Genomic DNA, 13,509 nt, shown 5'->3' with positions numbered 1-13,509 from the left:
ATTAATTAAAAATTCAGCTTTTTATAATGAGGAGGTTAAAGATGCAAGCGTGGTTAAATGGAAAATTAATGAATCAGCTTGCAATTTTGTTTTGTACAATCGTCATGCTCCAATTTGTAGCGGAGGTAACAGGACTTACTCAAAATTTGGATATTACGTATAACTTAATACATACAGCATTGTCCTATGTAACATTTAGTTTCGCAGTCATTTTTACTCTAATAGGCGCAAGAAGAGAATTAAGTAAATATGCAGTTGTTTTATTATGTTTAGTTGTAGGTATTAAAGCGATTTATTTTGCGGCGGTCGTTATTTTATGGGGATTGGCAGGTACGCCGTAAAGGGGAGATGATTATACGATTGATAAATGTAAATGAGAATAAGAGCGTAATTCTCTAAGCTAACTTAGGGAATTACGCTCTTATTCGTTCAATTATTTAGTCCGAAATTGCTTGAAACGCTTTTCTACACCGCTCTCTTTTTTGCAGTCTTCTTCTATATTTTTTTCTATCCCGCTTTACTCCTTGTATATACATAAATAAGCTAACGAGAAGGAAGAAAGCACATTGCATCGTTAAAATATACGGTGACATGCCCTGCAGTGGTTGTTTCGGATCGTATAAATGAATAGGTGCTCCGCCTATTGAAGGAAATATTGTATTTAGCAGGACGTAAGGAATGGAGGCAACTGCAAATGGAAAGAGAATTGCCATATAGTCCTTTTGTGACCATACAGATGCAGCAAGTCCTAAAAGGGCCATTAAACCTGCAAATAAAAAATTAATTCCGATATATACAGTAATGTAAGTGAGAGGCGCATCGAAATATAGGTTTGCGAACATTCCATCAGCATTTATGATGCCTGAACCAATCGTAGGTGTTCCGTCTGGAATGGTTAATTTGCAAAATAATAACGATAAGATGAATGGAAATGTATAAAGAAATCCTCCGCAAAAAAACGTAACGATATATTTCATTACTGAATAAGGAAATAAAGAAATCCCCTTACTCACAAACGGTTTAAAACCATCTGACTTATCCGAATTGTAACTTGTACTAAAGGGGAAACTCGCAATAACTGGCATTAATAATAAATAAACATCCATTTCATTGTCGCGAAATCCGATCCATTTTATATCTGTTGAAATAGGTCCACTCGCTGCGTCTCCTAAATAACGAATGACATAGTAATAGTGATAAATACAAATAAGAACGAATCCACTAAACATAATAATTAAAGAAATACGACTACAAAAAGCTTGCTTTATATTTAAACGAAGCGCACGCATCATGACTGAAAAAGCCTCCACTATTTTGATAAACTTGTCTATTTTCTATATTACTATTAAATGTAAAGATTTTCTTGTTTTTTTATTTGATTATTTGAAAAAAGGGAAATTTGTTGTTGTTAAGTAAGGTTTAATTGTATATCTTAAGAACACCTTTTCCTTTTCTCTTTTCTTCTGATAAACTATGGACAGTATGATATACACTGACTGGAATTTTTTTATACTGGAAATAATAAAAAAGAGAACTTGTCTAGAATGTAAGCGTGTGGTAATATCAAAGATGTACTGATTGACTAAATTATCCAATTGGTCATTTTTGGAGGTGACGATGTGGCGATAGATCGAAAACGTTCTATTATTGAAGCTGCAACAAAGTCTTTTTCAGCGTTCGGTTATAAAGCAACAACGATGGATCAAGTAGCGAAGTTAGCGAATGTAGGAAAAGGAACGATTTATACTTTTTTCAAAAATAAAGAAGAGCTATTTGGTGAAATTATTTCTAATTTAATTACAGAAATGAAGCAAGTTGCAGAAAATGCAATTCGTTCAGATGTTTCATTTTTTGAAAATGTACATAGAGCATTATATAGCATATTAGAATTCAGAAAAGAACATCAGCTCATGATTAAATTAATTCAAGAAGAGCGCGATATGGGGACGAAAGAAGTACAAGAAGTGATGCAACAAGTAGATGTGGAAATCGTTTCTGTTATTCAATCGTATTTAAAGATTGCGATTGATAAAGGTGAAATTAGCAAATGTGATCCAGAAATTACAGCATTTATTATGCTTCGCTTATACGTATCGCTTATTTTTGATTGGGAAAAAAATCATAAACCGTTAGAAAAAGAAAAAATCGCAGAATTATTTGAACTTTATTTATTAAAAGGATTGTCAAACTAAGATAATCCTTTTATTATTATAAAAAAGTGACTGATTGAACAAAATGGTCATATATTAATTTTAGGAGGGATAATAGAAATATTCACTTCATAGTAAGGAACAGTTGCATAGTATAAATTCGGGGATAAGGCATATGTATGAATAGGTATAGCCTTTTTGTTTGGGTGAAAATGACCAAATGAACATTTTGGTCATTTTAATGAAGGGGGGAGAAATGATGAAATGGAATCAATTACTTCGTAAAGAGTTTACTGAAATTATAAAAAGTAAAAAAATATTAATTCCAATTATCGCGGTTTTATTCGTGCCAATTTTATATGCAGGTATGTTTTTATGGGCCTTTTGGGATCCGTATAAACAGTTAGATGATTTACCAGTTGCGGTAGTCAATTTAGATAAAGGTGCAGTATTTGATGGGAAACCAATTGAGGTTGGAAAAGGGCTCGTTGATAATTTAAAAGATAATACAAGTTTCAAATGGGAGTTTGTAAGTGAAAAAGAAGCGAAAAAAGGAATGGAAGGTAGAAAGTATTACATGTTAGTACGCATTCCGAATGACTTCTCAAGTAACGCTACAACGTTATTAAAAGATGATCCAAAACCATTAAACTTAGAATACATTCCAAACGAAAGCTTAAACTTCTTATCTTCACAAATTGGCGGAACAGCCATTGAAAAAATTAAAGGTGAAGTATCAAGTACGTTAACGAAAACATATGCAGAGAAAATGTTTGATTCTATTCAAGACGTCTCAAAAGGATTAGCAGATGGGGCGGAAGGAGCAAATAAACTACATGACGGATCAAGTGAATTGCACGATGGTTCAAGTAAAGTGACAGATGGCCTTCATACACTTCAAGGAAAGTCTGGGGAGATGAAGGATGGAGTTGGGAAATTAGCAGATGGATCTAATAAGTTAGTAGATGGGTCTGGAAAAGTAACAGCAGGTTTAAATACATTAAATAGCAAAACGGGTATAGGGAAATTACAAGATGGATCCGGAAAAGTAACAGACGGTTTAAATACGCTAAATGGCAAAACAGGTGAAATGCAGACAGGTATAGGAAAATTAGTGGACGGATCCGGAAAAGTAACGAACGGTTTAAATATGTTAAATAGCAAAACGGGTGAATTGCGTGATGGATCTGAGAAAGTGACTGGTGGCTTGAACAAACTAGTAAGTAAATCTGGTGAATTACAAACAGGAACAACTGACCTATCAAATGGTATGGGAAAACTTGCTGAAGGGCAAAGTCAATTAGAAAAAGGGTCTCAAGAAATTCAAAAGGGATTGCAAGAGTTAAATAATAACGTACAAAAGTCTGCTGTAGGCTTAGAGGAAATGCAGTCGAAAGTTCCTTCTATATTGAATACAGTAAATGAGAAAATAGATGGAGCTGGGGCGAATGTAAATCAGTTAAATGAAATTACACAATCAACAGCAGGAGATGCAAAAAATGCAGCGCAAGAGGTAGCGAATTTACAAAAGCAAATTGAAAGTTTACCGAAAGAATATCAAGAGCAGTTACAACCATTCGTAACAAGTGCTGTAAAAAGTACAGCGACAGTTCAGCAAAAAGCTGCCGGAGTAGCAGGTGGAACAAATAAATTAAATGAAGAAGTAAAACAATTAACAGGCGAAATACATCAAACAACAAATGGATTGCAAAACAAATTACCAAATCCAGCAGGGGTGAAAACTCTGGCAGGTGGTGTTGAGAAATTAACGAACGCACAAAATGAATTTGTTAGTAAGTTTCATGGGTTTGGTGAAGGATTAGATAAAGCAAAAATAGGTGCGGATAAATTAAAAGATGGATCAGTTCAATTAATTGATGGAGTAACACAATTACAAAGCGGATCCGGAAAAGTGACAGCTGGATTAGGTCAATTATCTGCAGGAGCAAATCAATTAGCAGATGGCTCAAACCAAGTAACAGGCGGTTTAGGTACGTTATCTGTAGGAGCAAACCAAATGGCAGGTGGAATAAATCAATTAGCGGACGGTTCAAGTCAAGTAACAGGTGGTTTAGGTACATTATCAGTAGGAGTAACCAAATTAGCAGATGGCTCAAATCAAGTGACAACAGGTCTGGGCGATCTAAATGGTGGCCTAAATAAAATGTCAACCGGCTCAACCCAACTAATCGACGGCGTAAATAAACTAGCAGACGGATCCGGAAAAGTAACAGATGGTCTCGTAAAAGTAAACGATGGTTCAGGTGAACTTGCTGAGAAACTTGGCGAAGGGGCAGAGAAAACGGGTGAAGTGAAAGGGACGGATAAAACGTATGATATGTTTGCAAGTCCTGTAAAAGTGAAGACGGAGAAAATGGCGGAAGTTCCAAACTACGGAACTGGATTTACACCGTATTTCTTATCACTCGGTTTATTTGTTGGGGCATTACTATTATCAATCGTATATCCATTACGTGATACAGTGGGCGTTCCGAAATCAGGATTTAGCTGGTTTATTAGTAAGTTCGGTGTGTTACTATCAGTCGGTATTATTCAAGCGATTGTAGCAGATATTATATTACTATTTGGATTAGGTGTAGAAGTACAAAGTATGCCGTATTTTATACTCTTTAGCATCGTTACAAGTTTAGCGTTTATCGCATTAATTCAATGTTTAGTAACTGCATTCGGTGATGCAGGACGTTTCATCGCCATCATCACATTAATCATTCAGCTTACAACAAGTGCTGGGACATTCCCACTAGAATTGATTCCGAAGTTTTTACAACCATTCAATGCTTGGTTACCGATGACATACTCTGTATCAGGATTGAAAGCAGTCGTATCAAGTGGAGACTTTAACTTCATGTGGCAAAATGTAGGAATACTCATGATTTTCATCGTTGTATTATCACTTGGAACAATCGCATCCTTAACTTGGATGCACAAACGACAATTTAGAAATATTGCGGAAAACCAATCGATTGAAGCATAGAAAAAAGCACCTTTTCGGTGCTTTTTTATTTTAATGTAGGGTATCTTTTCTGTAGTTTATATATAAACCTTTTTAAAAGCTATAGAGACGAAAGAAAAGGATTTACAACAATTTACAGAGAAAACTAGAATAGAGGAGTTGATATGATGAAAGGAAATCTTACTTATTATTTTATCTTAAATCCGCTAATCATCTTTCTTGTTTACGCCCTTTCACCTATCTTGTTTCATAAAGAAAAATATATAAATATGAAAGATGCACTAGGAATACTTTTAGTTTACTATGTGCTAATTAGCGGGTATTACCTTATGGATGTTGTAAGTGAAAGAATGAAGAAGAATAGTAAGGACAAATAATAAAGTTTCATGGCATAAAAACCGATGGAGGACAACAAAATGACTGAAAGTGAAATGAAATTTCGTGATACAACCATTCGTAACTTTTTCGATAAAGAGGACCGCCTAAAATCGATTCCAGGTCAAAAGAAGAAAAAACTAGTATTGTTAGAGCATTTAATTAGCAAGTTAAACGCTGAAAATCAATATACGGAAAAAGAAATTAATACATTTATAAAACAATATCACGATGATTTCTGTACGATTAGACGTGAGTTTATTGTGCACGGATTTATGGATCGAGAGGATAATATGTACCATATAAACGGGAGAGAAGTTTGGACGAAGTGGGAGGAGTTAAAATAATGAATCAGCAGGGGGAATCCCTGCTGATTATAAGTCCGTGCTAGTCTTACATTTTCTTTGAAGTAAGTCTAGGAACTCTTCAACATTTGAACTTGTAATGTATCCCACTCGTATATATTCATCTTCATAATAAAATATTATTTTTTTATCAAAAATTCTTCGCTTCGTTTCTATGGATTCAATTTTTTTATACTCGAATTCAGCGATTAATGTATTTTTAGATTGTTTATAAAAGAGGAGTCTTCTATTAGTAGCCAGTAGCATACCAGGATACGGGACATTATGTGTAATAATGTAGCCGGTAAGTGAACAATTTAAAGTTGATAAAATTTTTTCTTCTTTATGTAATAGTTGTTTTGCAGCTGTTAAGATTGGATTCATTTTATATATTCCTTTTATATAGATTTAAAGATATTATATCAAAACTAAAGAGACTCCCGATATGTATTATTGCATATTGGCAGTCTCTTTTTAGTGGAAATGTTTACATTTAGTAAACTTTAAGTTCCAGTCGCTCTTTCTGGCGCAGATGATGTGCAAAATGCATAGAAATAAGCTGGAACCATTCTGCTGCATGTAAGTAACCAAGCCCAGGGTGCTGTACCTTACAATCATTTGGAATAGAAGGAAGTGTTGGCTCTATTTTTTTTACAATTGTAATTAATTCTAGAAGCTGTTTCTGTACGTCTTCTTTATTAGCTGGGTTTTCAGGCGTATATCCAGGATGATCTGGTAATTTGATTTTTATGTCTGGGAAAGCTCCCATCATATATACCTTTTCTCCCATATCCGTTTTCTTGTTAGTTACAGAAGGTACTTCAGTTCTGCATTTCACGATTGCATCTAACTGCATGCGGGTAGCTGAAATTAAGTGATTATACATTTGACCGAGAGACCATTCCTCATTAGAAGGCTTCATCCTAAATTGTTCTATAGAGTACTTTTCTAATTCCTCTATGTAGTACGTTGCTAACTCTTCAAATTTCTTCATATCACTAACTCCTTTTTATGAAAATGTATTTGTTACTACCTACTATAAAGAACTAATGCTGACAACATTATGTCAGTAGTGAAATAAAAAAATTAAAGTTTTAACATTTTCTTTGCTTCATCACGGATTTTCTCAGATAGAACGTTTGGTTCAAGTACTTGCACTTGGCTTCCCCAGCTTAATACCCATTGAAATACTTCGTCTATGTTTCTTGATTTCAAAAAGACGTGAAAACCATTTTCTCTATGCTCGTATGAATCGATAAAGAAGTATCGTGATTCAATAATTTTATGTGCAATATGGGCTGGGAATAATAAATGAATCATCACAGTACGGTTGCTTTCAGGCTGATATTTTTGCAAAGAAAAGTCTTCGGGTTTTGTAAAGAATTCTTGTTCTCGCTGTAATTCCTCCATTCGATTTAAGCGGAAATTACGTATTTGTTTTCGAAGTAAACAATGGGCAACGACGTACCAAATTCCAGAAATATTGACTAAGCCGTAAGGATGAACGGTCCGTTTTATTTTTGTAGTTTCTCTTGGTTTACGATAAGAAAAAGAGATAGCCTGTTCTTTTTGGATAGATTCTTGCAACAGGATAAGTTGTTTTTCAAGTTTTTCTTGTTCAGATTGTTTGTGTGAAAATATAGGAGAAAGGAAACGAAAAGTTCCCCGTAATTCCTGGGCTTTCTTTTTTTGATCAGTAGGGAGGACAACCTCAAGTTTCTCTTTTGCCGATTTTGCATGTACAGAAAAAGAAGAAGTGAAAGTTTTCTCGATATAATCACCGCCTAGTAAAAGAGTAACAGCCTCTTCAGGTGTAAGCTGAATAGGTGGTAAGAAATAACCATCCATTAATGAATAACCTTGGCCAGGCATTGAAAAAATAGGAACACCCGATTCATTAAGTGCATCCATATCTCGATAAATAGTTCTTATACTTGTTTCGAATTTTTCGGCTAAGCTTTGTGCTGTAACAGTTTGTCTTCTTTGTAATTCAATTAATATAGCTAACAAACGATCTGTCCGATTCATGAAAATTCCCCTTTATCTTTTATGAATATGCCTACTATAAACTTCTAAAAGTAGTATAAACTCTCCTCCCATTAACAGACTTTTTCCTATGTATAATATTAATATAGTAAAATCATAACAACCCATATTGCAGTTTCCAATAATATACTATATAATCAGTTTAAGAAAACGTTTTCATGCAAAGGGGGAGGATTTCGTGTCGACTATAGAGGACGTGGCGAAATTAGCGGGGTTATCAAGGACAACGGTTTCTAGGGTGATTAATAATCATCCATATGTTTCAGATGAGAAGAAAAAAAGGGTTCAATTAGCAATGAAGCATTTAGGTTTCGTTCCTAATTCTGCGGCGAGAAGGCTTCGTAAACAAAAGACGGAAACAATTGCGGTGCTAGTTCCAAGGATTACAAATCCTTTCTTCAGTAGATTTATTGAAGCAATCGAGATTGCTGCTTCTGAACATAAATATAAACTGATTATTTGTCAAACAAGATATTTACCGGAAAAAGAGATGGAGTATTTACAATTATTATCTACGAAACAAGTAGATGGGATTATTCTATGTTCACTAGAAAATCCGTGGGAAGATGTAGAGCCATACTTACAGCACGGTCCAATCGTGTTATGTAATGAATATATTGAGGAAGCAAATGTTCCAACAGTGAAGTTTGATCATGCGCAAGGAGCATACATAGCTGCTAAGCATGTGTTAGAACAAGGATATCGTAATCTTATTTTTTGTCGTGGTAACGAAACCAAAGTGGTTAGCCAGCAGCGAAAAATGGGCTTTTTACGTGCAATAACTGAGAAGAGCCGCCAAGTAGAAGCGATCGATTTTCTTGAAAACGCTTTCTCTTGGGATGATGGAAAGAGAATATTCCATGAAGTATTAAAGGACAAAAAAAATCCTACCGCGATTTTGGCAGGAGGCGATGAAGTAGCAGCTGGAATTATTTCAGAGGCGAAACGCCATGACTGGAGCATTCCAGATGATCTCGCTGTTATCGGTTTTGATAATCAAATTTTATCACAGATTACAGAGCCAGGTATTACGACAATTGAACAGCCAATCGATGAGATGGCCCGAAAAGTTGTTGACCTGATGATGGATAAAATCCATACGAAAAATTATCGAAAAAAAGAATTATATGAGTTTGAACTGGAGCTCTTGGTGAAAGGTTCGACGATGAAGAAGGATACGATGTTATTAGCCTAGTAGACTATGTCTGCTAGGTTTTTTTATGTTCACAAACTACTATTCTTCGTGAACGCAATCGTCACATTTGTTATGGTATGCTTCGTGCTGCTCATCAATTTCTTTCCCGCAATGTGCACAAGTTTTCGTCGGTAAATTTCTGAAAAACTCCATTGGTTGATCGATCATGTCAATCCCTCCATTTCCATTTCTTACTATCATTGTATTAGTACAAAAAACAAAAGTCAATAACTGTTTTATAACAAAAGTGAAAAATAATGAAAAAGTTTAGGAAATGGATTATAGTTAACAATGTAGAATGTAAGTGAAACATGCATTCCTACTCGGTTTTAGAAAGGATGGATACATATGAAAATGACTGTTGTCGGCTTTTGGGGCGGCTTTCCAGAAGCGGGAGACGCAACGTCGGGGTATTTGTTTGAACACGATGGTTTTCGTTTACTTGTAGACTGTGGTAGTGGTGTACTAGCACAGCTTCAAAAATATATAACACCATCTGATATAGATGCAGTTGTACTGTCACACTATCATCACGATCATGTTGCAGACATTGGGGTATTGCAATATGCGAGATTAATTACAAGTGCGACAAAGGGGCAACTACCGGAATTACCAATATACGGTCATACGTTTGACGAGAATGGATTCCATTCTTTAACGCATGAACCACATACGAAAGGAATCGCGTACAATCCAGAAGAAACACTTCAAATTGGACCGTTCTCGATTTCATTCTTAAAAACTGTTCATCCTGTTACATGCTTTGCGATGCGTATTACAGCTGGTAGTGACGCTGTAGTATATAGCGCTGATTCAAGTTATATTCCTGAATTCATTCCATTCACAAAAGATGCTAATCTTTTCATTTGTGAGTGTAATATGTATGCACATCAAGAGGCTGCAAAAGCAGGGCATATGAATAGTACAGAAGTGGCAAGTATTGCGAAAGATGCGAATGTAAAAGAACTTTTATTAACGCACTTACCGCATACAGGAAACACATCTGATTTAGTAACAGAAGCAAAACAAATTTTCAGTGGCCATATTACGCTAGCGCATAGTGGTTACATTTGGAACTCATGAGGTGATACGATGTTATTTATTGATAATAAAGGGATTACAGATCCTAGAATAAACTTAGCAATTGAAGAATATTGTGTGAAGAATTTAGATATTAACGAAACATATTTACTGTTCTACATTAACGAACCTTCCATTATTATTGGTAAAAACCAAAACACAGTAGAAGAAATTAATGCAGATTACGTAAAAGAACAAGGAATTCATGTCGTTCGTCGTCTATCAGGCGGAGGTGCAGTATATCATGATTTAGGAAACTTAAACTTCAGCTTTATTACGAAAGATGATGGAGACAGTTTCAGCAACTTCAAAAAATTTACAGAACCTGTAACGAAAGCGCTTGGTAAATTAGGCGTAAATGCAGAACTAAGTGGTCGTAACGACATTTTAGCTGAAGGCAGAAAAATTTCAGGTAACGCGCAGTTCTCAACGAAAGGTCGTATGTTCAGTCACGGTACGTTACTATTTGACTCTGAAATCGATCACGTCGTATCAGCGTTAAAAGTAAAAATGGATAAGATCCAATCAAAAGGAATCAAATCAATCCGTAGCCGCGTTGCGAACATTACAGAGTTCCTAAACGAAAAAATGACGACAGAAGAGTTTAGACAACTTCTTCTAGAAACAATTTTCGAAGGGGAAACAGAAATTCCGACGTACGAATTAACAGAAAATGATTGGAAAGAGATCCATAAACTTTCTGAAGAACGTTACCAAAATTGGGACTGGAACTACGGAAAATCTCCGAAGTTCAACTTACAACATTCACACCGCTTCCCAGTTGGACAAGTTGACGTTCGTCTTGAAGTGAAAAAAGGAACAGTAACAGAATGTAAAATTTACGGTGACTTCTTCGGTTCACTAGATGTCCATGACATTGAAGAGCGTCTAACAGGCGTACAATTTGATAAAGATGCATTCACTGTAGCTTTAGAAGATGTAGATATCAAACGCTACTTCGGTAATATTACAACAGAAGATTTCTTACATTTATTCTTCTAAAAATAAGGGAGGCTGCCGTAACGGGCAGCCTCTTTATTTTTGCGTAGATTGTCACGTTTTATCGGTAAGTCGATATATTTTAAAAATCACCGATATAATTTCACTCATCATAAAATCACAGGACATTTGCCTCTCATAAAGGAATATATATATTCAAAAGGAGGCGAATTGAAATGAGAAGGGTAATGTACGTTGCATTATTGCTCAGCTTCGTCATCGGAATGACAGCTTGTAACGATGAAACTTCCTCAAGTCGCACACTTTTATCGATTGGAAAGCCAGGGAAGGATAATGTTATATACTTTACGAATACGGATAATAAACGAAAGATAGCTGATATACAAGCTATGTTTCAAAATAAGAAATGGAAAAGAAATGAAGCTTTTAGTACGATGAATAAAACGCCAGATCTTGTCTTGTCAATAGATGAGGCCAATACCGGGTTACCGACATTATATGTAACATTGTTTTTTCATGAACACGGAGCGGATGCAATCAACTTGTATGGGGAGCATACGAGCTTGAATAAAAAGGAACTAGAAAAACTTAGTGAAAAGATGAGTGCATATTATCCTGAAATGATTTTAGCCTTAGTTTCATAATGTGTAGGCGAATAGAATTCCCTTATTTTTCTAAAGTGAATCAACAGGAGGTGATCCTTGTATATGCAGTTAATGGAATATCACTTGCTACTTTAATTTTCTTTTAATATAATTAATTTAGAATTTTTAAATATTCTAAATTTTATAAAGGTGGGGTTTGTGTGAATCTCGTTCAATCTTTGGCTGAAACGGCGAAAAAGAAGGGGGATAAACCGGCTTATATATTTATGGATCAGTCGGTCTCATATGACCAATTAAACAAAATGGTCACAAGGTTTTCTAGCAATTTAGCAGAAATGGGCATTGGAAAAGGGGACAATGTCGCATTAGTTGTTGGAAATTCACCACATTTTTTGGTCGGTTTATACGGAACAATGAAAGCTGGAGCAACTGTTATTCCAGTTAATCCAATTTATACAGCAGACGAAATGCATTATATTTTACAAAATGGAGATGTAAAAACAATCATCGTACTCGACGTCCTTCTACCTGTTATACAATCTCTTACAACAAGACTTCCTTCACTTGAAAACATCATCATATGCGAAACCTCATCAGATTTTAACTATACAGAAACCGAAAAAATGAAAACGTTTACGAGAATGATAGGGGCTGGAGATTTAACTTTTGAAGGCCCAGAATTAGATGAAGAAGATGTAGCGGTTATTCTATACACTTCAGGTACAACTGGAAAACCGAAAGGTGCGATGTTAACACATAAAAACTTATATAGTAATGCGAGCGATGTGGCGGCATATTTACAATATACGGCTGATGATCGCGTCGTTGCGGCACTGCCGATGTTCCATGTATTTTGCTTAACAGTGGCGGTAAATGCACCGATTGTGAACGGAGCAACTATTTTAATGTTACCGAAATTTAGTCCGAAAGAAGTATTCCGTATTTGTCGTACGTATGAGCCAACGATTTTTGCTGGTGTACCGACGATGTACAATTATTTATATTTATTCGAAGAAGCAAGCGCAGAAGATGTGAAGACGCTTCGCCTTTGTATTTCAGGTGGTGCATCAATGCCTGTTGCTCTTCTGCAAAACTTTGAAAAACGTTTTGACGTAATCGTTTCAGAAGGATACGGTTTATCGGAAGCATCACCAGTTACTTGTTTTAATCCGCTAGATCGTCCGCGTAAACCAGGATCAATCGGTACAAATATTTGGCATGTAGAAAACAAAATTGTGAACGAACTTGGGGAAGCAGTACCTGTTGGCGCAGTCGGTGAATTAATTGTTCGCGGGCCTAACGTTATGAAAGGATACTATAACGCGCCAGAAGATACAGCAGCGACATTGAAAGATGGTTGGTTGTATACAGGTGACTTAGCGAAAATGGATGAAGAAGGTTACTTCTATATCGTTGATCGTAAAAAAGATATCGTCTTAGTTGGCGGTTATAACGTATACCCTCGTGAAGTAGAGGAAGTATTATATACACACGAATCTGTAGCAGAAGTTGTCGTAATTGGCGTTCCTGATGAAAACTTAGGAGAAGCAGTCCGAGCATACGTCGTTTTGAAACAAGCTCAAGTAACAGAAGAAGAACTGATGCATTATTGCACGTTACATTTAGCGAAATATAAAGTACCAAAGAGTATCGAGTTTTTAACAGAATTACCAAAGAATACGACAGGTAAATTGTTAAGAAGAGCGTTAAAAGAGAAAGCGATGCAAGTTTAAAAATGGGGGGCAACCATCTTTATGAAGGTGGTTGCCTTTGTATTTTT

General features: G+C 35.6%; 15 protein-coding genes. 10 read left to right on the top strand and 5 right to left on the bottom strand.

What is annotated here, in order from left to right; genetic code table 11:
* Positions 1-41 precede the first annotated feature (41 nt).
* The gene (locus DN389_RS10330) at positions 42-341 is read left to right on the top strand and encodes a hypothetical protein (RefSeq protein ID WP_001149500.1); all 300 of its coding nucleotides are present in this window, start codon (positions 42-44) and stop codon (positions 339-341) included.
* A 96-nt stretch (positions 342-437) separates the two neighbouring features.
* On the opposite strand, the gene DN389_RS10325 is transcribed toward DN389_RS10330, so the two are convergent.
* Positions 438-1,292: a hypothetical protein gene (locus DN389_RS10325; protein WP_046958356.1), complete on the bottom strand. Its 855-nt coding sequence runs from the start codon at positions 1,290-1,292 to the stop codon at positions 438-440.
* A gap of 327 nt (positions 1,293-1,619) precedes the next feature.
* On the opposite strand from DN389_RS10325, the gene DN389_RS10320 reads away from it, so the two are divergent.
* From DN389_RS10320 to DN389_RS10305, 4 genes are all read left to right on the top strand, one after another.
* Positions 1,620-2,192 (top strand): TetR/AcrR family transcriptional regulator, encoded by a 573-nt coding sequence (locus tag DN389_RS10320; RefSeq protein WP_000963377.1) that lies wholly within the window; start codon positions 1,620-1,622, stop codon positions 2,190-2,192.
* A 217-nt stretch (positions 2,193-2,409) separates the two neighbouring features.
* A complete protein-coding gene (locus DN389_RS10315) occupies positions 2,410-5,145 on the top strand; it encodes a YhgE/Pip domain-containing protein (RefSeq protein ID WP_098189614.1) in 2,736 nt (911 codons plus the stop codon).
* Between the two features lie 146 nt (positions 5,146-5,291).
* Positions 5,292-5,501, top strand: coding sequence for a hypothetical protein (locus DN389_RS10310; protein WP_061660104.1), 210 nt, complete (start codon positions 5,292-5,294; stop codon positions 5,499-5,501).
* A 39-nt stretch (positions 5,502-5,540) separates the two neighbouring features.
* Positions 5,541-5,846 (top strand): DUF2087 domain-containing protein, encoded by a 306-nt coding sequence (locus DN389_RS10305; RefSeq protein ID WP_000140288.1) that lies wholly within the window; start codon positions 5,541-5,543, stop codon positions 5,844-5,846.
* Between the two features lie 27 nt (positions 5,847-5,873).
* On the opposite strand, the gene DN389_RS10300 is transcribed toward DN389_RS10305, so the two are convergent.
* From DN389_RS10300 to DN389_RS10290, 3 genes are all read right to left on the bottom strand, one after another.
* Positions 5,874-6,227 (bottom strand): PH domain-containing protein, encoded by a 354-nt coding sequence (locus DN389_RS10300; protein ID WP_088121588.1) that lies wholly within the window; start codon positions 6,225-6,227, stop codon positions 5,874-5,876.
* 109 nt (positions 6,228-6,336) lie between these two features.
* Positions 6,337-6,837, bottom strand: coding sequence for a DinB family protein (locus DN389_RS10295; protein ID WP_098189617.1), 501 nt, complete (start codon positions 6,835-6,837; stop codon positions 6,337-6,339).
* A 92-nt stretch (positions 6,838-6,929) separates the two neighbouring features.
* Positions 6,930-7,871, bottom strand: coding sequence for a helix-turn-helix transcriptional regulator (locus DN389_RS10290; RefSeq protein WP_098189618.1), 942 nt, complete (start codon positions 7,869-7,871; stop codon positions 6,930-6,932).
* 196 nt (positions 7,872-8,067) lie between these two features.
* On the opposite strand from DN389_RS10290, the gene DN389_RS10285 reads away from it, so the two are divergent.
* Entirely contained in the window at positions 8,068-9,084 is a 1,017-nt protein-coding gene (locus DN389_RS10285; protein ID WP_088062396.1) for a LacI family DNA-binding transcriptional regulator, read from the top strand.
* Positions 9,085-9,123: 39 nt separating this feature from the next.
* Here DN389_RS10285 and yhfH read toward each other — a convergent pair whose 3' ends face one another.
* Entirely contained in the window at positions 9,124-9,252 is a 129-nt protein-coding gene (yhfH, locus tag DN389_RS10280; RefSeq protein ID WP_000567010.1) for a protein YhfH, read from the bottom strand.
* A gap of 180 nt (positions 9,253-9,432) precedes the next feature.
* Between yhfH and DN389_RS10275 the strand changes: the two genes are divergently transcribed.
* The 4 genes from DN389_RS10275 (at position 9,433) to DN389_RS10260 (ending at position 13,462) form a co-directional block, all read left to right on the top strand.
* The gene (locus tag DN389_RS10275) at positions 9,433-10,167 is read left to right on the top strand and encodes an MBL fold metallo-hydrolase (RefSeq protein ID WP_088121591.1); all 735 of its coding nucleotides are present in this window, start codon (positions 9,433-9,435) and stop codon (positions 10,165-10,167) included.
* A 9-nt stretch (positions 10,168-10,176) separates the two neighbouring features.
* On the top strand, positions 10,177-11,166 hold the full coding sequence (locus DN389_RS10270; RefSeq protein ID WP_097908043.1) for a lipoate--protein ligase: 990 nt from the start codon (positions 10,177-10,179) through the stop codon (positions 11,164-11,166).
* A 173-nt stretch (positions 11,167-11,339) separates the two neighbouring features.
* A complete protein-coding gene (locus DN389_RS10265; RefSeq protein ID WP_098189620.1) occupies positions 11,340-11,768 on the top strand; it encodes a hypothetical protein in 429 nt (142 codons plus the stop codon).
* A 161-nt stretch (positions 11,769-11,929) separates the two neighbouring features.
* Positions 11,930-13,462 carry a fatty acid--CoA ligase family protein gene (locus DN389_RS10260; protein ID WP_149237072.1) on the top strand — a complete coding sequence of 511 codons (1,533 nt, stop codon included), beginning with the start codon at positions 11,930-11,932 and terminating at the stop codon, positions 13,460-13,462.
* The last annotated feature ends 47 nt before the right edge of the window (positions 13,463-13,509 follow it).

The sequence above is a fragment of the Bacillus sp. AY3-1 genome, assembly GCF_008368785.1.
GTDB lineage: Bacteria > Bacillota > Bacilli > Bacillales > Bacillaceae_G > Bacillus_A > Bacillus_A wiedmannii.
The sequence above is the reverse complement of the archived record's forward strand: the minus strand, read 5'-3'. Positions and strand labels throughout refer to the sequence as shown.